The organism is Thalassobaculum litoreum DSM 18839, assembly GCF_900102465.1.
Classification (GTDB): Bacteria; Pseudomonadota; Alphaproteobacteria; order Thalassobaculales; family Thalassobaculaceae; genus Thalassobaculum; species Thalassobaculum litoreum.
In genome coordinates this window covers 122956-143556 of sequence record NZ_FNBW01000008.1, presented here as the reverse complement: position 1 = coordinate 143556, position 20601 = coordinate 122956, and the positions used below count along the sequence as shown (strand labels likewise).

Annotated in this window: 16 protein-coding genes; 5 read left to right on the top strand and 11 right to left on the bottom strand. The window is 68.7% G+C overall.

The window, feature by feature from the left end; genetic code table 11:
* The first annotated feature begins 63 nt into the window (after nucleotides 1-63).
* Both BLS34_RS14205 and BLS34_RS14200 read left to right on the top strand, forming a co-directional pair.
* A complete protein-coding gene (locus BLS34_RS14205; RefSeq protein WP_028793589.1) occupies nucleotides 64-1176 on the top strand; it encodes a DUF898 family protein in 1113 nt (370 codons plus the stop codon).
* A complete protein-coding gene (locus BLS34_RS14200; RefSeq protein WP_139189329.1) occupies nucleotides 1157-2275 on the top strand; it encodes a M48 family metallopeptidase in 1119 nt (372 codons plus the stop codon). The genes BLS34_RS14205 and BLS34_RS14200 overlap by 20 nt, the downstream gene beginning before the upstream one ends.
* A gap of 13 nt (nucleotides 2276-2288) precedes the next feature.
* On the opposite strand, the gene BLS34_RS14195 is transcribed toward BLS34_RS14200, so the two are convergent.
* A complete protein-coding gene (locus BLS34_RS14195) occupies nucleotides 2289-2858 on the bottom strand; it encodes a tetratricopeptide repeat protein (RefSeq protein WP_093151229.1) in 570 nt (189 codons plus the stop codon).
* A 90-nt stretch (nucleotides 2859-2948) separates the two neighbouring features.
* Between BLS34_RS14195 and BLS34_RS14190 the strand changes: the two genes are divergently transcribed.
* Nucleotides 2949-5609: a methyl-accepting chemotaxis protein gene (locus BLS34_RS14190; RefSeq protein ID WP_093151226.1), complete on the top strand. Its 2661-nt coding sequence runs from the start codon at nucleotides 2949-2951 to the stop codon at nucleotides 5607-5609.
* A 303-nt stretch (nucleotides 5610-5912) separates the two neighbouring features.
* On the opposite strand, the gene BLS34_RS14185 is transcribed toward BLS34_RS14190, so the two are convergent.
* From BLS34_RS14185 to BLS34_RS14170, 4 genes are all read right to left on the bottom strand, one after another.
* Nucleotides 5913-7091, bottom strand: coding sequence for a cystathionine gamma-synthase (locus tag BLS34_RS14185; protein WP_093151224.1), 1179 nt, complete (start codon nucleotides 7089-7091; stop codon nucleotides 5913-5915).
* 15 nt (nucleotides 7092-7106) lie between these two features.
* Entirely contained in the window at nucleotides 7107-8477 is a 1371-nt protein-coding gene (locus tag BLS34_RS14180) for a pyridoxal-phosphate dependent enzyme (protein ID WP_093151222.1), read from the bottom strand.
* 125 nt (nucleotides 8478-8602) lie between these two features.
* A complete protein-coding gene (locus BLS34_RS14175) occupies nucleotides 8603-9739 on the bottom strand; it encodes a hypothetical protein (protein WP_028793584.1) in 1137 nt (378 codons plus the stop codon).
* A 249-nt stretch (nucleotides 9740-9988) separates the two neighbouring features.
* Nucleotides 9989-11551, bottom strand: coding sequence for an acetolactate synthase large subunit (locus tag BLS34_RS14170; protein WP_245701980.1), 1563 nt, complete (start codon nucleotides 11549-11551; stop codon nucleotides 9989-9991).
* A 406-nt stretch (nucleotides 11552-11957) separates the two neighbouring features.
* On the opposite strand from BLS34_RS14170, the gene BLS34_RS14165 reads away from it, so the two are divergent.
* A complete protein-coding gene (locus BLS34_RS14165; RefSeq protein ID WP_028793582.1) occupies nucleotides 11958-12152 on the top strand; it encodes a hypothetical protein in 195 nt (64 codons plus the stop codon).
* Between the two features lie 35 nt (nucleotides 12153-12187).
* Here BLS34_RS14165 and BLS34_RS14160 read toward each other — a convergent pair whose 3' ends face one another.
* Nucleotides 12188-13255, bottom strand: coding sequence for a zinc-binding metallopeptidase family protein (locus BLS34_RS14160; protein ID WP_093151219.1), 1068 nt, complete (start codon nucleotides 13253-13255; stop codon nucleotides 12188-12190).
* Nucleotides 13256-13376: 121 nt separating this feature from the next.
* Between BLS34_RS14160 and BLS34_RS14155 the strand changes: the two genes are divergently transcribed.
* Nucleotides 13377-14441, top strand: a complete 1065-nt coding sequence (locus BLS34_RS14155; protein WP_093151216.1) for a DmpA family aminopeptidase — start codon at nucleotides 13377-13379, stop codon at nucleotides 14439-14441.
* A gap of 67 nt (nucleotides 14442-14508) precedes the next feature.
* Here the strand turns inward: BLS34_RS14155 and BLS34_RS14150 are convergent, their stop codons facing one another.
* From BLS34_RS14150 to BLS34_RS14130, 5 genes are all read right to left on the bottom strand, one after another.
* Nucleotides 14509-15732 carry a CoA transferase gene (locus tag BLS34_RS14150; RefSeq protein ID WP_093151214.1) on the bottom strand — a complete coding sequence of 408 codons (1224 nt, stop codon included), beginning with the start codon at nucleotides 15730-15732 and terminating at the stop codon, nucleotides 14509-14511.
* A gap of 85 nt (nucleotides 15733-15817) precedes the next feature.
* Complete coding sequence (locus BLS34_RS14145; protein ID WP_169400829.1) at nucleotides 15818-17494, bottom strand: ArnT family glycosyltransferase; 1677 nt, start codon at nucleotides 17492-17494, stop codon at nucleotides 15818-15820.
* Entirely contained in the window at nucleotides 17494-18261 is a 768-nt protein-coding gene (locus tag BLS34_RS14140; protein ID WP_093151211.1) for a glycosyltransferase family 2 protein, read from the bottom strand. The genes BLS34_RS14145 and BLS34_RS14140 overlap by 1 nt, the downstream gene beginning before the upstream one ends.
* 78 nt (nucleotides 18262-18339) lie before the next feature.
* Nucleotides 18340-19371, bottom strand: coding sequence for a glycosyltransferase (locus tag BLS34_RS14135; RefSeq protein ID WP_093151209.1), 1032 nt, complete (start codon nucleotides 19369-19371; stop codon nucleotides 18340-18342).
* A gap of 36 nt (nucleotides 19372-19407) precedes the next feature.
* Complete coding sequence (locus BLS34_RS14130; protein ID WP_093151207.1) at nucleotides 19408-20589, bottom strand: YbfB/YjiJ family MFS transporter; 1182 nt, start codon at nucleotides 20587-20589, stop codon at nucleotides 19408-19410.
* Nucleotides 20590-20601: the final 12 nt, after the last annotated feature.

Below are 20601 nucleotides of genomic sequence, written 5' to 3'. Positions count from 1 at the left end.
GTGGAGCCGTCGCGCCCGACCTGCGATAGTCGGCGAAATTTCAAACCGAGGCCGAGGACCGTTTTGTCCGTCCCCCAATACGACCGAGGCGCGCCGCCGCCGGGTTCCGCCACCGTCTCCACGCTGGAATACACCGAAGGCGGCTCGTGGCCCCTGATCCGGCGGCACGTCATCAACGTCGCGCTGATGATCCTCACGCTGGGCCTCTACCGGTTCTGGGCGATCACGATCATGCGGCAGATCCTGTGGCGGCGGATCCGGTTCGCGGGTCGGCCGCTCGAATACACCGGCACCGGCCTGGAGATCTTCCTCGGATTCGTGCGGGTGTTCCTGGTGATCCTGCTGCCGCTGGGCATCATCTTCATGCTGATCGAGCTCGGCCTGCAGCGCGAGATGCCGACCGTGGATGCCGGAACGGTCGAGACGGTCGACCTCGTCTACCTCATCGCCGTGCTCATGCTCATCGAGATGGGCCGCTTTCTGAGCTGGCGCTACCGGATCTCCCGCACACGCTGGCGCGGCATCCGTGGCCGGATCGAGCATCCGGTCGGGAGCTACCTCATCGTGGCGGCCGCCTCGGCGGCGATGATCGTCTTCTCCGGCTGGCTCCTGAAGCCGGTGGTCGACCTCTACCGGGCCAACACCATCCTCAACACCCTGAATATCGGCGGGTTGAAGGGAAGCTATCGGGGCGGGGTCTGGGCCCTGTTCCCGACCTGGATCGGGATCTGGATCGGGCTGGCCCTGATGGCGATTGCAGGGTTCGTGGCCTGGTTCTGGCTCATCGGGATCGTCGCCATCTCCGGCAGCGAGACGTTCTTCTATCTCGCCATGATCGGCTTCGGTCTCGCCGTCTTCTGGGTCGTGCTGTACATGCTCTCGATCTACCGCGTCGCCTTCTGGCGGCTGATCTGCAACCTGTCCTCGGTCGGCCCGACCCGGATCCGGTTCAGCGGAAGCGCGGCGGACATGGCCTGGCTGACCTTCGGCAACTGGCTGCTGATCGGCATTTCCCTGGGACTGCTCGCGCCCCTCACCTGGGAGCGCAAGATCCGCTACCTCGCCGACAAGGTGGTCGTCTACGGCATGCCCGACCCGGCCGGCCTGCGACAGGTCGGGGACGACGACAGTGCATTCGGCGGAGAGGGACTGGCCGGTGACTTCGACATCGCCTGACAACCGCGCCGGTCCGGTGGGCAATGCCCTGCTGCTCGACGGCGTGACCGGGGCCGACCATCGGGTCGCGATTCTGGTGGAGGAGACGGGCCTGCGCATCCTGCCGGCGGACGCCTTGGCCGCGGCGCCGCAATGCCCTCTGCTGTGGCCCTGGAGCAAGGTGTACCGGCCCGCCTCGGCCGGCGAGGACATGGTCTTCGCCATGCTCGACGCCCAGGACGCCCGCCTGACACCCGATCTGCCGGCCCATGCCCGCACGATCCTCTCGCGGGCGTCGGGCGACGAGCGGCGCTCCGGACAGCAGGTCCTCGGTCTCGCCCGCCGCCCCAGCGCGGCCCTCGCCATCGGTGCCACGGTCGCGGTCCTGGTCCTCGCCCTCGTCGCCCTGGCGCCCCTCAGCGGCGTCGCCGCCCATCTGCTCCCGGCCGATACCGGGGCGGCCTCCTCCGATCAGGCCATCGAGCAGCTCGCCGCCTCCCATCCGCGCTGCGACGGCACCGAGGGCCTCGCCGCGCTCGACGCCCTGTCCCGACGGCTCGCCGGCGCGGCCGGAATCCCGACACCGCAGCTCACGGTGATCGACTGGGACGTGGTGAACGCCTTCGCCCTGCCGGGAGGACGGGTGGTCCTGACCAGCGGGCTGATCGAGGCAAGCCGCGACGGCTCGGAGATCGCCGCTGTCCTGGCGCACGAGATCTCCCATGTCGTGCACCGCGATCCGATGACCGGGTGGATCCGCCGGGAGGGGGTGAGCCTCCTCCTCGCCCTGCTGTTCGGGCAGGAGGCGGCGGGCTCGATCGCCTCGAGCCTGACCGGCGCGCTGCTCAACGCGCGCTATACCCGCGACCAGGAGGACCGGGCCGACCATACGGCCCTGGACCTGATGCGCGACAACGACATCCGCTCGGACGGTGGACAGGCCTTCTTCGAGCGCCTGCATGAGCGCGAGATCGGCGGCACGGTCGGGGCACTGCTGACCCTGATCGAAACCCATCCCGGCTCGGCCGACCGGGCCGCCCTGTTCGCCGAGGCGCAGACCGGCACCGGCCCGGGCCTCGACGCGGCCCAGCTCGCCGCGGTCAAGCGCATGTGCCGGTGAGCGGCCACCCCGCTCAGATCTTCTCGCCCTCCACCGCCTTGCGCAGGGCGTCGATCTCGAAGCGGACCGGCAGGAAGGGGTGGATCTCCAGCGCCGCCTCGAAGGCCGCCAGGGCGTCGGCCTTGCGGTCGAGCTTGAGGTTGATCAGGCCGAGTCCGGACAGCGCGCCAAAATGTCGCGGCTCCAGCGCAAGGGTCTGCCGGACATCGGCGATCGACGCGGGATAGTCGCCGAGCAGGAAGTTGATCGTCGCCCGCTTGTTCCACGCTTCGGCAAAGGTGGGCGCGCGCCGCACCGCCTTGTCAAAGGCCTCCAGCGCGTCCCCGAGCCGGGACTCCCGCATTGATTGCAGGCCATCTTCCATGATTTCCGCCACTTCCGGAATCTCGGGCGCCTCGTGCCAGATGATCCAGATCTGCTGCTCGGTCGCATGCGCGATTGAGAAAACTTCAGCAATCCTAAGCTTCTCGAACAGCGCATCCAGGCGCGGATCGGTCTGATCCGCCTGTGACGCGTTGGCGGCGCCGAGAAGAAACACAAGAGCAACAGAAAGCCGTCTAAATTTCAGTAAAATACCATTCATTATTGTGCTCCCCATCCTGCTTCGTAATCCTTTATTAATTCTTCCAACCTACGGTTATTCAGCCATTCAGACCCCATTAGGAGTTGATTTATGTCCGTTACGGGAACGGCACAGCTCGACAGTGAAAATTCCTCCGGCACCGACGAGTCGCAGCAGAGCGCGCCCGGCAAGACCGGGGGCTTCGGCATCGCCGGCCGGTTGGGCACGGCGTTCGCGGCGACAACCCTTCTGACCGTCCTGACGGCCGGCGTCGCCTGGTTTGCCTTTTCCAACGTCGAGAGCACCCTGACCATCGTCACCGACGAGGCGATGCCGGCGGTGACCAGCAGCCTCGAGCTCGCCGCCAGCAGCTCCGCCGTTGCCGCCGCCGCGCCGAGCCTGGTGTCGGCCAAGACCGACGAGGAACGTCAGGCCATTCGCGACGAGCTCGCCACCAAACAGCAGGAACTGGCAGCGCGCCTGCAGGATCTGCAGACCACCGGCGCCGACGTCTCCGCCCTGACGGAGCTCGCCGACACCCTGTCCCAGGCGATGACCGATCTCGACTCCGCGGTCCTGCGCCGGGTCGATGCCAAGGCCAGGCTCGGCCAGGCCATTCAGAACGTCTCCGAGGTGAACAACCAGTTCCAGAACGACGTACAGCCGATGATCGCCGAAGCCAGCGAGCGGATGGTGAAGACCGGCGAAGAGGCGATCGAGGCGACCACCTCCACGGTGGGCGAGCTGCTCGGCACCCACATGACGGCGCTCAAGGACATCCTGACCCTGGCGGGCACCGGCCAGAAGATGCTCGGCATGCTGGCCCGGGTCGCCAGCACGGTGGACCTGGAACTGCTCGCCCGCGAGGAGGCGAAGTTCAAGGATCTCGCCACCGAGATGCAATACTCGGTGACCAGTGCCCCGGATACCGAGGACGGCAACCGCTTCCGCGACGCCGCCCTGGAGCTGATCGCGCGTGGCACCGGCGAGGACTCGGCCTTCGAGATCCGCCGCAAGGAGATCAACTGGGTCGAGCTGACCCCGGAGCAGTTCGACGCGGTCCAGCGGCAGCGCGAGGAACTCGACGCCGCCCTGCCGGCGATCGCCGAGGCGTTCGAGAAGTCGGTCAACCCGCTGGTCGGCGAGGCACAGCGCAACATGGCCTTCGCCGGGCGCGATCTGGCCATCGGCTCGCGCAAGCTGATCGGTGGCCTGGTGCAGGACGATGTGCGCGAGTTCCAGCTGATGCTGGAGGCCGCGGCCACGTCCAACCTGATCATCGGCACGCTGAACGCCGCGGCCGGCGCCGAATCCGAGCGGCACCTGGACAGCATCAGCCTCGAGTTCGCGATGGCCCTGACCATGCTGACGGATATCCAGAAGGAGGCGTCCGGGATCGAGCGGCTGAGCGGCCTGCTTCCGAGCCTGAATGCCATCCTGGAACTCGGCAACGACGACGACGGCGTGTTCGAGCGACGCAAGGCGATGCTCATGGCCGAAAACGATGCCGATGCCGCCCTGGCCCGGGCCCGGGACGTGTCCGGCGCCTTCGGAACGGCCGTCGCCCAGATGGTCGACGCCGCGACGGAGAGCGCGCACGCGACCGCCGACGCCGCCAAGCAGACCATCAACGAGAGCCGGATGATGATCCTGGCCCTGGCGGCCGCCAGTGTCGTGGCCGCGATCCTGATCGGGCTGATCGTGGTCTGGCGCGGTGTGGTCAGGCGGCTGACCAGCTTGGCGGGCGTCATGCGCCGCCTGGCCGACGGCGAACTGGACGTCGAAGTCGACACCTCCGGCTCCGACGAGATCAGCACCATGGCCGGGACGGTTCAGGTGTTCCGCGACAGCGCCAAGGAGGTCGAACGGCTGCGGGCCGACCAGATCGAGTCGGAGCGCCGGGCGTCGGAGGAGCGTCAGCGCCAGCGGGTCGAGCTGGCCGACGCGTTCGAGAGCCGGGTGAAGGGCATCGTCGATCGTCTGGGCACCGCCTCGCGCGGCATGGCCGACACGGCGAAGAAGATGGCCGCCGGGGCCGGCGACGTGCGCGAGCGCTCGACCGCCGGCGTCGGGGCCGCCCAGCAGACCTCGTCCAACGTGCAGACCGTCGCCGCCGCGGCGGAGGAGCTCTCGGCCTCGATCGTCGAGATCTCCAACAAGGTCAGCGAAAGCTCGGCCCGCGCCCGCGTGGCCGCGGACCAGGCGGACGCCACCAACCGCACGGTGGAGACGCTGGAGCAGTCGACCAACCGGATCGGCACGGTCGTCACCTTGATCCAGGACATCGCCGAGCAGACCAACCTGCTGGCGCTGAACGCCACCATCGAGGCGGCGCGGGCCGGCGAGGCCGGCAAGGGCTTCGCGGTTGTGGCGTCGGAGGTGAAGTCGCTGGCCAGCCAGACCGGCAAGGCGACCGAGGAGATCACCATCCAGATCAAATCGGTGCAGGATGGCGTGGCCGCCGCGGTCACCGCCATCCGCGAGGTCTCCGAGGCGATCCGCGAGATCGACGGCCACGTGACCGCCATCGCCGGCGCGGTGGAGGAGCAGGGTGCGTCGACCCAGGAGATCGCCCGCTCCAGTCAGGAGGCGGCGACCGGCACCGACGACGTGACCCGCACCATCGAGATGGTGTCGACGGTGGCCAACGACACCGGCCATCAGGCGGAAGAGGTGCTCAGCTCGGCCACCCTGCTGGCGGAGGATTCCTCAGTGCTCGACCGCGAGGTGGAGAACTTCCTCACCCAGGTCCGAGGCGGCGGCCAGAACTGAGGCGCAGGCCTCTTCCATCGCAAACGACGAAGGGCGGGAGAGATCCCGCCCTTTTTCTTTCTTCCTTCCCCGTCATCCCGGCGATGTCCGGGCTTGACCCGGAGACCGGCCGGGATCAGGCCGGAGCGCCCGAACGAGGTCCCGGCCCGCCCCCGGATCAAGTCCGGAGCCGTCCGGGATGACGCCGGGATGACGCCGGAATGACGATGGAGAAACGTTAGAGTGATGCCCTCGCCCTGAGCAGCCCCATCCCGGGCTCGATCCGGGATGGGACGTTTCGAAGTGCCGGGCCGAGCCGAAAGGTCAGCCCAGCGCGGTCTCCAGCTCCGCGATCAGGTCGTCTCCGTCCTCGATGCCGACCGACAGGCGGACCAGTCCGTCGGAGATGCCCAGCGCCTCGCGGATCTCCCTGGGCACGCTGGCATGGGTCATGATCGCCGGGTGCTCGATCAGGCTCTCCACCCCGCCAAGGCTCTCCGCCAGGGCGAACAGCTCGCAGCGCTCCAGGAACGCCCTGGCGTCGTCCAGCCCGCCCTTCAGCACCGCCGTCACCATGCCGCCGAACCGGATCATCTGCCGCTTGGCGAGATCGTGCTGCGGGTGGCTGGCCAGGCCGGGGTAATAGACTTTCTCGATCTTGGGATGGGCTTCCAGGAAGGCGGCGATCCGCTCGGCGTTGTCGCAGTGCCGCTCCATGCGCACCGGCAGGGTCTTCAGCGCGCGCAGCACCAGGAAACTGTCGAACGGGCTGGCGATCGAGCCCACCGCGTTCTGCAGGAACCCGAGCTTGTCGCGCAAGTTCTCCCGCCCCTCGGCCACCACGGCGACGCCGCCGACCACGTCGGAATGGCCGTTCAGGTACTTGGTGGTGGAGTGCATGACGATGTCGATGCCGTGATCGAGCGGGCGCTGGACATAGGGTGAGCAGAAGGTGTTGTCGCAGACCGTGATCAGGTCGTGCTTCTTGGCGAACTCGGCGATGGCGGCGAGGTCGACCAGCTTCAGCAGCGGGTTGGTCGGGGTCTCCACCCAGATCATCCTGGTCTTCTCCGTGACCGCGGCCTCCAGGGCGGAGAGGTCGGACAGGTCGACGAAGCTGAAATCGAGACCCGACGAGCGCCGCCGCACATTCTCGAACAGCCGGTAGCTGCCGCCATACAGATCATCCATGGCGATGACGTGGTCGCCGCTGTTCAGCAGCTCCAGCACGGTACCGATCGTCGCCAGTCCCGAGGCGAAGGCGAAGCCCTTCTCGCCGTTCTCCAGATCGGCGATGCAGGCCTCCAGGGCGAAGCGGGTCGGGTTCTGGCTGCGCGAATACTCGAAGCCCTTATGGACGCCCGGGCTCTCCTGCACATAGGTCGAGGTCGCATAGATCGGCGTCATGATCGCGCCGGTGGTCGGGTCCGGGCTCTGCCCCGCATGGATGGCGCGGGTGGCGAAACCCGGACGGTTACGCCCGGCTGTCTTGGGATCGGTCATAAAATGCTCCGTTCGTCAGCCGACAGATCGGCGGATATGGTTGATCAGGTCGACCTTCGTGATCATGCCGAGGAAGCTGTCCCCGTCCATCACCATCGCGACCTCGTTGCGCCGGAACAGGTCGAGCACCTCGATGATCGGCCGGTCGACCGCGATCACGTCGAGCTGTCCGGTCATGTGCTTGGACACCGGCTCGCGAAACACCTCCGGCTTGTCGAAGACCGCCAGCAGGATGTCCTCCTCATCGAGAATGCCGACGGGGCGGCCGTCCTGCATCACCGGCACCTGGCTGACCTCGTTGGCCCGCATGCGGTTATAGGCGGTGTTCACCGTGTCCTCGGGACCGACGGAAATCACCCGGCCCTGGTCGGCGCGGTACATGATCAGGTCGCGCAGGTCGCCGCTGTCCTCCCGCGGCGTCAGCCCCTGCTCCACCAGCCAGGTCCGGTCGAAGGCCTTGGACAGATACTTGTTGCCGGTGTCGCAAACGAAGGTGACGACGTTCTTCGGCTCGGTCTGGCGGCGGCACCATTTCAGCGCGCCGGCCAGCAGGGTGCCGGTCGAGCTGCCGCCCAGGATGCCCTCGCTGCGCAGCAGCTCGTTTACCGCGGAGAAGGCCTCGGCGTCGCTCACCACCACGCCGTCGTCGATCACGGACAGGTCCAGGTTCGGCGGAATGAAATCCTCGCCGATCCCCTCCACCAGCCAGGAGCCGCCCTCGTATTTCACCTCGCCGGTCTCCACCGCCGGGGCGACGACCGAGCCTTCCGGGTCGGCCACCACGACCTTCAGGGCCGGGTTCTTTGCCTTCAGGAACCGGCCGGCGCCGGAGATCGTGCCGCCGGACCCGACCCCGGCGACCAGCGCGTCCACCTGGCCGTCCATCTGCGCCCAGATCTCCGGCCCGGTGGTGGTCTCGTGGGCCGCCGGATTGGCCGGATTGTCGAACTGGCTCGCCCAGAAGGCGCCCGGCGTCTCCTTCACGATCCGCTCCGCCATGTCCTGGTAGTATTCCGGATGGCCCTTGGGGACGTCGGAGCGGGTCAGCCGGACCTCCGCCCCCAGCGCGCGCAGGTGGCGGATCTTGTCGGCGCTCATCTTGTCGGGAATCACCAGAACCAGGCGGTAGCCCTTCTGGGCGGCGACCAGGGCGAGACCGAGCCCAGTATTGCCGGCGGTCGCCTCGACGATGGTGCCACCCGGCTTCAGGGAGCCGTCGCGTTCGGCCGCCTCGACGATGGACAGGCCGATCCGGTCCTTGATCGAGCCGGCCGGGTTCTGGTTCTCCAGCTTGACGAACAGCCGGCAGGGTCCGGTGTCCAGGTGGGTGAGTTCCAGCATCGGGGTGTTGCCGATCATCGACAGCACCGACGTCGCGGGCGCCATTGTGGTCTCCCTAGCCGCGTTTCTCTCCGCGGCCCATATGGGGGCGACCGGGGTCCGGCGAAAGCGCCTGCCGGGCGCGAGAACCGTTCCCGGGGATCACCAGCGCCCGGGCCGGCCTGGTTGACCTAATCCAATATCCGGTAGATCAGCGACAGCAGGTCGTGCAGCGGGTCGTATTTCAGGCGGCCGCCGAAATGCCGGTCGGTGATGAAGCGGCGCACCTCCGAGGCGTGGTCCAGCCGGGACAGCTCGTCGCCCAGCTCGTTGAACACGTCGGAGGCATGGCCGAGGAAGGCGATGAACGGGCCGGGGCTGCGCTTTTCGACGAACAGGGCGGTATAGGCGTCGTTGTATTCCAGCAGCCGGCTGCGGGCCCGCTGCCAGCGGTCGCGCACCTTGTGGCGCACCCCGTCGCGGATCTCCTCCAGGATCTTGCGGTTGCCCGAGGGCACCATGTCCGTCGGCGTCGCCGAATGGGTCAGCCAGGTCGCCAGTTCCCGGACCCGGCCCTCCAGCTTGGACAGGCGGTAGTCGTAATAGATCACGCCCTTCCAGGCATGCAGCGCCTTGGGCGCCTCCTCGGTCGAGAGCTCCATGGCATCGAGGATCGGCTTCAGCCCCTCCATGTCCTTGGCTTCCCAGATCTTCTGCACCAGCGAGCGCAACCGCGCCTGGGTCTTAGTGGCGTCGGCACCGCCGAAGGCGAACTCGACGATCGGGCGGAAGCGACGCATGACATGCTCGCGGATCTGCCGCCACTCCTCCTCCTCGATCTCGAAATAGCCGGGATGCGGGCTCAGCCCCTCGGCCTCGAGCCGGTCGCGCATCAGGAACGGGTCGAGGGAGGGCAGGCTGTCCAGGATCTGGATGATGTCGCGGTCGCGGATGTAGTCGGCCATCTTGCGGCTGCGGTCGAAGCCGAGCTGGAACGCCATCGCGTCGTCGAACTGCGGATCGCCGGCGAAGATCGACTTGCCGCCCTCGAAGGCATTGTCCTCGTTGAAGGCGAAGTACAGCTTGGTACCGATCCGGTTGTGCCGCTCCTTCTGGTAGTCGGAGTCGATCAGCGCCTGCTTGATGAAGATGATCCGGTGCAGTTCGACATGGCGGAACAGGTGCTCATCCCGCGGCGCCCCCTCCGCCATGATCGCCCGGTGCAGGCGGTCGACGTTGAAGACGCGGGTCGATCCGGAATTCAACTCGCTCGCCAGATAGGAGGCGGCGAGCTTGTCGCTGTCGACGAGTTTGGAGGAATCCAGCATCCGGCGATTATCCTTCAACGCAAGGATCAGGACTATAAGCGTGGTTGAGGGCATTTCGCCAGATTTGGCGGCAACAGGTCTCCCGGAAGCGCAGGTCTCGGCACACGGCCGGGGAGTGCGTTGTTTCTTTGGGCATCGGAAATGAAAAGGGTGAGGCCCGATCCGACCTCACCCTGAGCAGCCCCGGGGCTCGTCCGGGGTGTGTGGAAGGGCCCGGGCCGCCGCGATGACCGCCCGAGCCCGCCTTCTTTACATCACCGCTTCGATCAGGTGCGGCCCCGGCTCTTCCACCGCGCGGGCCAGCGCCTTGTTGAAGCCGTCGGCGTCGTCGACCCGCACGCCGTCCACGCCCATGCCCTTGGCCAGCGCCACCCAATCCAGGGCCGGCCGGTCGAGGGTTAGCATGTCGATCGCCTTGCGGCCCGGATTCAGCGCGCCGACATTGGTCAGCTCGTGACGCAGGATCGCGTAGGAGCGGTTGGCGAAGATCACGTTCACCACGTCGCAGCCCTCGCGCGCCTGAGTCCAGAGCGCCTGCAGCGTGTACATGCCCGACCCGTCGCCCTCGGTGCAGATCACCTTGCGGTCGGGACAGGCGATCGCCGCACCGGTCGCATAGGGCATGCCGATGCCGATAGCGCCGCCCGTGAGCGACAGCCAGTCATGCGGCGCCGACCCCTGGGTGTACGGCATGAAGCCGCGGCCCGAGGTCACGCTCTCATCGGCAATGATGGCGTTCTCCGGTATGAAGCGGCCGAGCGCGGCCGCCACCGAATCCGGGGTGATGGCGCCGCCGGTGATCAGATCCGGCTTCTTCGCCTCCTGCAGCTTCGGCTCGCAGCCCCAGGCGTCGAGCTCGTCGCAGAGCGCCGTCAGCACCGCCCGATGGTCATCCGCGATATCGGCCAGCTCGACCACGTTGCAGCCGTCCGGAATCAGCACGCTCGGCTTGTCCGGATAGGCGAAGAACGCCACCGGCACCTTGGTGCCGAGCAGGACCAGGTTCTTCACGCTCTCAAGCTGCTTGAGGGCGATGTCGACCGGGTACTGGATGCGTTCGATCGCGACCCGGCCGGCACCGCGCTGCCAGCGGCCGTTGGAGGTCATGCAGGACAGCCGGCAACCCGTCTTGGTCTGAATGCGTCCGGCGATCTCCAGCAGGTCGGCGCGCAGGGCGTCGCCGGTCATGTGGATCAGCGTTTCCTTGCCGGACATCAGCGCCTCGGCCGCGGCCTTCACCGCGTTGGCATCCGGACCCGGTCGGGCGGCGGGCGCCACCGGCGCTGCCGGGCCGTCGGACTCGTCCCAGGCGGTGTTCGCCGGCAGGATCAGCGTGGCGATCTGGCCCGGAGGGCCCATGGAGGCGGCAACCGCCGCCGCACCGTCCGCCGCCACGTCCTTCGCTGAGCCCGAGGTCTTCACCCAGCCGGAGACCGGACGAGCGATGCCCTCGATATCGGAGGTCAGCGGCGCGTCATACTTGATGTGATAGGTCGCATGCTCGCCGACGATGTTGACGATCGGCGTAAACGCCTTCTTGGCGTTGTGCAGGTTGGCGATGCCGTTGCCGAGGCCCGGGCCCAGATGCAGCAGCGTGGAGGCGGGCTTGTCCGCCATGCGGGCATACCCGTCGGCCATGCCGGTCACCACGCCTTCGAACAGGCCGAGGACGCAGCGCATGCCCTCCACATGATCGAGGGCGGCGACGAAATGCATCTCCGAGGTGCCGGGGTTGGTGAAGCAGACTTCCACGCCGGATGCGACCAGCGTGCGGACCAGCGATTCCGCGCCGTTCATCTTGGGGCCGTTCATTGAGTTCCGTCCTCGACGGGTGGCGATAAAGAGGGGCGATCATGGCCGTCGAGACCGACCGGGGCAAGAGGTCGGACGCAGTGCCCGACAACAGTTTCGGGCGACACCGAAACCCGACCCTCCCTGCCCCCCGGCAAGAGCTTTGACGACCCTGTTTCGGGTCCGTCGGGCAATAAACTTTCGATCATCCAAATTGTCGCATAGTAAATTATTAATCTCTCCCCATATCACGATGGCTGCACATCTGATTTCCGGGTCGCGTGGATCGCCGATCCGGAAGACTGCCTTCTCCTGACGCCAACCGGCGCCGGGTCGGTCTGCCGTCAGTTTCTCGCGTAGACCCGCCGAACCCGTTCGCAGCCGACGGTTCGACTCTTGCAGGACTTCAATACGAGAGGACCCCTCTATGAGTTCCGTTTCTGCCCCCAGCGACCAGCTCGATGCCCCCGTCGCCCCGCCGCCCCAGACCCGCTCGTGTCTGCGGTGTCAGGAGGAATTCCTGAGCGAATGGTCCGGCGAGCGCGTCTGCAAGCGCTGCAAGGGAACCGCCGCCTGGCGCGAAGGTGGCACGATCAGCTCCCATTCCAGCGCGGGCTTCTGAGGCTCCTTCCCACCGGGCCCCATCCAACTGGAGCCCTATCCGACCGCGGTGTCCTCCCGGACCAGTCGGTGGATGAAGCGCAGCTTCTCGATCACATCGTTTGCCAGCACGAACGGGTACAGGTCCGGCTGGCCCATGCTGGCATTCAGGCTGTTCACCGCAGCCGTCAGCGGCACCCACGCGCCCACCAGAGCGTCGAAATCCGCCGTGCGATACGGGTCGAACTCGACCTCCATCGCCAGGATCGGGTCGGTGCCGGCGCGCGCGCGGATCGTCATGCCGAAGGCCTTCGCCGTCTCCAACGTGTCGACGATGTGAAGGTAATGCGCCCAGCTTTCGGCGAAATCCTCCCAGGGATGGGCCGTGGCATAGGCGCTGATGAACCGGTTCGGCCAGTCGGCCGGCGGGCCGTTCTCGTAGTGCCGCTGAAGCGACTCGCCGTAATCGGCACGCTCGTCCCCGAACAGGGCGCGGCAGGGCTCCTGCCATTGCGTGCCGGCCACCAGGTCCGCCCAGTAGTAATGCCCGATCTCGTGGCGGAAATGCCCCAGCAGCGTGCGGTACGTCTCGGTCATCTCTGTGCGCATCTGCTCGCGCGCGACCGGATCGGCCTCGGCGAGATCGATGGTGACGACCCCGTTCGCGTGGCCGGTCGTGACCGGCTCGCCTGAATCCTCCGCCGCCAGGAAGTCGAAGGCGAGACCCTTGTCCGGATCGTCGTCCTTGCTCTGCACCGGCAGGCCGAGCCGCAGCAGGCTGTAGATCAGCCGGCGCTTCGCCGCCTCCAGCGGCCGCCAGAGCTCCAGGCGCTCCGGATGGCCCAGGTTCGGCACGGTCCGGTTCAGCCGGCAGGCGCGGCAGTACGCCTCGCCGTTCCCCGCCGGTACCATCCAGTTGCAGGCGCCATGCTCGGCATTGGCGCAGGCCCGGTACAGGTGGTCGGTGTCGCCGAGCGCCTGCCACAACCCCGCCTCCGGCGCCGGCTGCAGGGCGCTGAGCTGTGCCTGTCCGGGCAGATACCCCAGGCTGTGGCCGCACCGCACGCAGGCGGTGTTCTCGAAATACAGAAGATGGCCGCAGTTCTGGCACTCGAAGAGTTTCATGGGTTTCTTTCTTGATCCGGGCCGCCCTCCGCATCGGCGCGGGCGGACATCATGCCTATGGCCGTTATATATGGGGGCGGAGCCGTGCCGGTTCCGCCCTACTCACGAAGAAAGCCGCCGCATGTCTCCGCATTCGACCTCCCTCCGCTCCCTCGGCATCCGCATCGGCGAGCTGGCGAGCGGTCCCGCCAACAGCATCGCCGACGTGCCGGGCGTCGCCGTCGGTCATGTGACGCTGTCCGACGGCGCGGTCCAGACGGGCGTGACCGCCGTCCGGTTCCACGACGGCAATCCCTTCCGTGACAAGCTGCCGGCCGCCGCCCATGTGCTGAACGGCTTCGGCAAGAGCATCGGCCTGGTCCAGGTGGAGGAGCTCGGCACTCTGGAGACGCCGGTGGTGCTGACCAACACCCTGTCGGTCGGAACCGCGGCGGCCGCGCTGGTGCGACACATGCTGGAGACCACCCCCGAGATCGGCGACACGACCGGCACCGTGAACCCCGTCGTCATGGAATGCAACGACGGCGCCTGGCTGAACGACATCCGCGGCCTGCACGTGCAGGAGAGCCATGTCCGCGCCGCCCTCGACGCGGCGGCGACGGTGTTCGAGCAGGGCAACGTGGGCGCGGGGACGGGCATGAGCTGCTACGGCCTGGCCGGCGGGATCGGCAGCGCGTCGCGGGTCGTGCGGGTCAGCAGGCGCGACTACACGCTGGGCGTGCTCACCCTGTGCAACATGGGACGGCTGGCGGACCTGCGGATCGACGGCCGGGCGGTCGGGCCCGCCATCGCCGAACGGATCGCGGCGGAAACCGCGGACGCGGAGAAGGGCTCGATCATCGTCCTGATCGCCACCGACGCGCCGCTCGACGCCCGTCAGCTCCGCCGCGTCGCCACCCGGGCGGGAGCGGGCATCGTGCGCACCGGCTCCCATCTCGGCTCCGGCAGCGGCGATATCGCGCTCGCCGTCTCCACCGCCGAGCCGATTCCGCACGCGCCGAAAAACACCAAGGTCATGACCCGCAGCGTCCTGCACGAGGATGCGATCGATCGGGTCTTCCGCGCCACCATCGAGGCGAGCGAGGAGGCGATCCTGAGAGCCCTCCTCGCCGCCCGGCCGCGCGTGGGCAAGCAGGGCCGCACCCGGCGGGCGCTGAACGAGTTCGCGGATCTGCTGGCGCTCTGATCCTCCAGCCCCGCCAGCACCATCCGTCATCCCGAACTTGTTTCGGGATGACGGTCAGGATCGTCCGTTAGGCCCCCTGCACCGGCCCCGCCACGATCCCGTCGTCGTGCAGCTTGCCGATGGCGCCGCTGTCGAGGCCGAGCGCCTCGGCCAGAACCTGGTCGGTGTGCTGGCCCAGCGCCGGCGCCGGGGTGACCGGGAGGCGCTCCAGGCTGCGGAAATCGATCGGCGAGCCGGGGGTGAGCACGTCGCCCACCTCCGGATGGGTGACCGTCTGGAACAGCGGGTTCTTCTCCGAGGCGCGCCAGTCGTCGGCCAGCATCTGTCCGACCGTCTGATACGGCCCCCAGGTCACGCCGGCCTCGGTCAGCGCGGCGCCGACCGCGTCCAGGGTGTGGGCGCCCGACCACTTCTCGATCAGCGCGAACAGCACCTTGCGCCATTCAAAGCGCTGGCCCTCGTCGGTGAAGTCGGCGCCCAGGGCGCTCTCCAGCCCGGCGACCGTCTGCTCGATCCCGGCGACCCGGCACAAGCCCTTCCACTGCTTGACGGTGATGGCGGAGATCATCACCCGGCGGCCGTCCGACGTGCCGAAATCGCGGCCGAAGGCACCGTAGAGGTCGTTGCCGATCGGGCCGCGGTCGACGCCGTTGCGCTGCACTTCGCCGATCTGGCCCATGTTGCCGACCATGGCCATGGCGACGTCGCTGAGCGCCACCTCGGCCCGGCCGCCCCTGCCGGTCCGCTTGCGCCGGTCGACCGAGGCGACGATGGCCAGCGCCGCGTGCAGGCCGCAGCCCACATCCCAGGCCGGCAGCACGTTGTTCACCGGCGTTGTATCCGGCCCCGTGAGATGCGGATAACCGACGGCGCAGTTGATCGTGTAGTCGACGGCGGGGGAGCCGTCCGGGCTGCCCTTCACCGCGACGGAGATGGCATCGGCCCGCTTCTCCTCCAGCACCTCCTGGGACAGCCAGGGCAGGCCGGCGAAGTTGGTCAGCAGGATGCCGGCGTCGTCGCCCGGGCGGGTCGCCAGGGTCTGCACCAGCTCGCGGCCGCGCGGGTCGCGCAGGTTCACCGCCACAGACTTCTTGCCCTTGTTCAGACCGGCCCAGTACAGGCTGCGCCCGGTCTCCTTCGACAGCGGCCAGCGGTTGTAGTCGAGCCCGCCGCCGATCATGTCGACCCGGATCACCTCGGCTCCGAGCTGCGCCAGGGTCATGGCGGCGAGCGGGGCGGCGACGAAGGCGGATGCCTCGACGATGCTGAGGCGGTCGAGAAGGTCGTACACGGAAGCTCTCCGGATCGGGGACGGGACTGGACAGCGCCGACCTTACGGAACGACCGGCCGCACTGTCATTACCTCAACGGTCCGCCTACTGGGTGACGACCCGGTAGACCGTGATGTCGATCTCCCTGCCGCGGGAATAGTTCAGCCCGCTCACCTCCCCCATCGCCTCGACCTTGAGGCCGAGGGCATCCACGCCGGCCAGGAAATCGTCCCGCTGCCGGCGCTCGACCACGGCGACGGCGCAGATCGGGTTGGCGGCCAGGATGTCCAGTGCGCCGGTCGCATCACTGAGGCGGATATCGGTGCCGTGGACGAACACCATGCTCGGCTCGGAAAAGCCGGCGGTCACCAGCGGCCCGGTCTCGCAGCTCCCCGCCCGCGCGATCACCGGCTGCAGCGACCGGGCGATCCACAGGCGGTCGAGCGACGGCGCCACCACCGCGAAGGTCAGGCCATAGAAGACGCAGACGCCGACGGCGAGCTGGACCAGCCGCGCGAGCGACAGCTCCGCCAGGAACCGGATCATCAGGACCACGACCACGAGGCCCACGCCGGTGGCGGCGATGGTCGCCGGCGTGACGGTACCCGTCAGATGGATCTTGGCGGCGACCGGAACCGCGGCGACCGCGAGGCTCACCAGCACGGCGATCGCCCCCAGCACCCGCTGGGCGATCCGGCCCTTGCCCCCGGCGATCAGACCGGTCCCGCCGGCCAGGAACAGTCCGGCCAGCACGGCCATCGCCGGATAGGCGGGGAAGGTGTAGTGCGGCAGCTTGGTCGCCACCGCCTCGAACACCACGAAGGTCGGCACGATCCAGCAGATCAGGAACCGGATATCCGGCGAGATCCGGCGGGTCCAGGCCAGCATCGCGCCGCCCGCGGCCAGCGCGGTCCCGGGCCAGAACACCAGCAGGAAGAACAGGCTGTGATAGCCCGGCGGCGCGCCGTGGGAATCGTCGCCCCGGGCGACCTTGCCGAGCAGGGCATGACCGATGGCTTCCTGCAGGAAGCCGGGGCCGACCTTCAGGGTGATCGCGACCACCCAGGGCGCGACCACGGCGAGGGTCAGCGCCACACCCGGCAGCCAGTACAGCCGCCGCAGCAGCTCCCGATCGCGGTTCCACAGGCACCAGGCGGCGATGGTCGTGCCGACGACCAGGGTGATGATCGGTCCCTTGATCAGCAGCCCGATACCGTGGAACAGCCAGAACGCCGCCGGCGACCGCAGCCCGCCGCCGAAGAAGCCGTCGGGTCGGTCCGGGTGGGTGGCGATGCGGTGCAGGGCGATCTGCGCCGCCAGGATGGCCGCAACCAGCAGCGCATCGGTCTTCGCCGTGCGCGCCTCCACGCCGGTGATCAGCGCCAGCGCCATGACGATGCCGGCCGCGACACCCGCCGTCGCCCCGCCGAGCCGGGCAGCCAGCCAGGCCGTCATGGCGACGATGCCGATGGCGGCCAGCAGGGACGGCATGCGGTAGGTCCAGATCCCCGCCTGCGGTCCGCCGCCGAGGATCTGTGCACTGGCCGCCTGCAGCCAGTAGGTGCCAACCGGCTTCACATGGCGCGGCACGTCCTGGAAGCGGATATCGACCAGGTCGCCGCTTTCCAGCATCTGGCGCGAGGCCTGGGCGTAGCGGGCCTCGTCGCGGTCCATCGCCGGGATCTGAAAGATCCCCGGCATCAGCGCCGCCACCGCGATCACCAGGACCAGCAGCCATTGGCGAGGCGACAGGGCATTCGGTGCCTGGGGCACATCGGGCATCATGGCGCGCGATCCGCTTTCGCAACGGGGTTGGCGCCGACCGTCGTGCGGCGCAGGAGCCAGACCACGCCCAGCAGGTCGACGATCCCGACCAGGGCGCGGCCGATATTGGTGTATTTCGACCGCCCCGCCATGCGCGGCCGGTCATCGACGGAGACATGCACGGTCTCAAAGCCGTAGCGCCTGGTCAGCGCCGGCATGTAGCGGTGCAGGCTGTCGAAATAGGGGAAGGCCAGGAACAGCGGGCGCGGCAGCACCTTCAGCCCGCAGGCCGTGTCGGGGCAGTCGTCGCGCAGCAGGAAGCGACGCACCCCATTGCCGATGCGCGAGGCGATCAATCGCCGGATGCCGGCCGTGCGCCGCCGCCGGATGCCGGCGACGAGCCCGACCCTGCCGACGCTCGTGGCGTCGATCTGCGCTGCCATGGCGACCACGTCGGCGGGGTCGTTCTCGCCGTCGCCGTCGATCGTCGCCATCCACAGCGAGGTCGCGGCCATCGCGCCGGTACGCAGGGCGGCACTCTTGCCGGAGCGCGCCTTGTGGCGGATCAGGGTGATGCGGAGATCCCTGGCGGCCAGATCGGCGACGATGCCGTCGGTGCCATCGCGGCTGCCGTCATCGACGACGACCACTTCCACCCGATAGGCGGCACCGACCTTGTCGAGGATCTCCTGCAGCAACGCGGCGATAGCGCCCGCCTCGTCACAGACGGGAACGATGACGCTGAGCGCGGGCAGGGAGGAACTGGCTGGCTGGGTATCGGACATCGGCCGGGCGCAAGGACAGGTTACGGCGCCTCTCCTAGCAGATTCGCCGGGACAAGGCGATGACGAAGCCCCCGCGCCTCAGGCACCCACGCCGCGAAGTCGCTGGAACAGCGCCCTGTAATTGGCGACGCAGGCGGCCTGTGTGAAGTCCGCCGCGTGCCGCGCCGTGCCGGAGGCGACAAGCCGGTCGGCAAGCCCCGGTTCCTCCATCACCCGGCGCAGGGCGTCGCGCAGGGGAGCGGCCTCGCCTTTGGGGACAACCAGCCCGTCCTCGCCGTCGCGCACGAACTCCGCCGGCCCGTCCGCGTCGGTGGTCACCAGCGGTTTGCCATAGGCCCAGGCCTCCAGGGTCACCGTACCGAACGGCTCGTGGCGCGAGGGGAAGGCGACGATGTCGCAGCTCCGGAAGAACGCGCCGGTGTCGCGCCGCCAGCCAAGGAAATTGACCCGGTCGGCGATGCCGAGCTCGCCGGCCAGCGCCTTCAGCGCCGCCTCCTCCGGCCCGCTCCCGGCGATCCAGAGATGGACATTGGGAAGATCGACCGCCGCCTGCATGAGTACGTCGAAGCCCTTCACCTTGTGCAGGCGCGACGGTGTGAAGACCACGGTCGCCCCCTCCGGCACGCCCAGGGCGGCGCGGTCGGCGGCCGGGCTGTCGTCGCGCTCGGCGAAATTGGCGATCACGCTGCAGCGATCCGCCGGCCAGCCGTGGTGGATCACATGGCGGCGGATGCCCTCGGTGATGCAGGCCAGATGGTCGCAGTTGCGGAAATACTTCAGGTCATAGAAACCGCCCAGGCGGGCGACCTTGGCGTGGTCGCCGTCGGGCATGAACGAACTGGCCCGGCTCATGTAGGACAGCACCACCTCGGGCCGGAACTCGGCCACCACGCGGCGCAGGGCGGGTTTCGTTCGGAAGTCGAGCCAGGAACCGAAGGGCGCCTCGAACACCGGCACGCCGCCCTCCTCCAAGTCGGCCCGGCGCGGCGGATTCGGACGGATCACCGCGCGCGACTCCTCTCCCGCCTCGGCCAGAGCCTTGGCCAGGGTGACGAAGAAGGTCTCGGCCCCGCCATTGGCGGCACCGGCGAGGATCGAGAGAATGCGCACGGGCTCGGTCCGCGTGGATGTTTGCGTCGGGCCGCACTATGGCGTCGGGCGCCGCACCCACACAAGGTCGATCGCCAGGGCCAGCGCCATCAGTCCGGCCGCCAGCGCGAAGATCAGCGGATAGGAGCCGACCCGGTCGTACAGGGCGGAGAAGCCGTAGGCCCCGGCCGCCTGCCCGACCGCGAAGGCCATGGTCGCCCGCCCCCAAGTGCCGAGCCGGGCGGAGGGGTCCTCAACCAGGTCATGCACCCGGCCGAGCACCAGCGGCACCACGCCCGGGATCGACGCACCACCGACCACGGCGGAGACGAACAGGCCGATCTCGCCGGCGCCGACCGCCAGAGCCACGACCGCCAGCCCCACGACCACGAGATAGAGGCGCAGCCCGGCGGCGAATCCGATCCGGTCGGCCAGGCGCCCGGCCAGGGTCGGCCCGCAGACGGCGCCGATGCCCAGGGCGATCCAGACCGCCGCTCCCAAAGCGAAGGAGCGCTCCAGCCCGCGCACCACGAAATCCACCAGCAGCACCATATGCGGCACCAGCCCGGCGGCGATCAGGCCGTAGACCGCCAGCAGCGCGATCATCGCGCCGCCCGAGGCGACCCGCGCGCCGCCGACCCGGCGCGGGGCGCCGCTCTGCGGCCACCAGCGCCAGACCAGGACGGTCAGCACCGAGCAGAGCCCGCCCAGCGCCAGCCAGGTCTGCGCCAATCCGACCTGCAGCAGCATCGGTACCAGGGTCCCGGAGACCGCGATGCCGAGGCCGACGCCGGTGAAGATCAGCCCGCCGGCGAGCCCGCGCCGTCCCTGGGGGACCCGGGCCAGCGCCGTCGGGGCGGCCACAACCATGAGGGCACCGCCTGCGATCCCGGCCACCAGACGCCACACGAAGACCCACAGGAAGCCAAGCGGCTCGGCACAGACCAGCAGGGAGACGGCCGATGCGGCCATCGACCAGCGCAGCACCGGCACCGCGCCGAACCGGCCCGACAGCCGGTTGCCCGCCATCGCCCCCGCCAGATAGCCCAGCAGGTTCGCCGCGCCGAGATACAGGGCCGCCGCCGGGGCGAACCATCCGGCGTCCACCACCGCCGGGATCAGCGGCGTATAGGCGAAGCGCGCCAGGCCGATGCCCACCAGCATGGCGGCGCATCCGGCCGCCACGGCCCGCCAGGGCATCCGTTCGCGCGTCTCGGTCAGGGTGATCGTCTCGCTCATGCCCGCACGCTA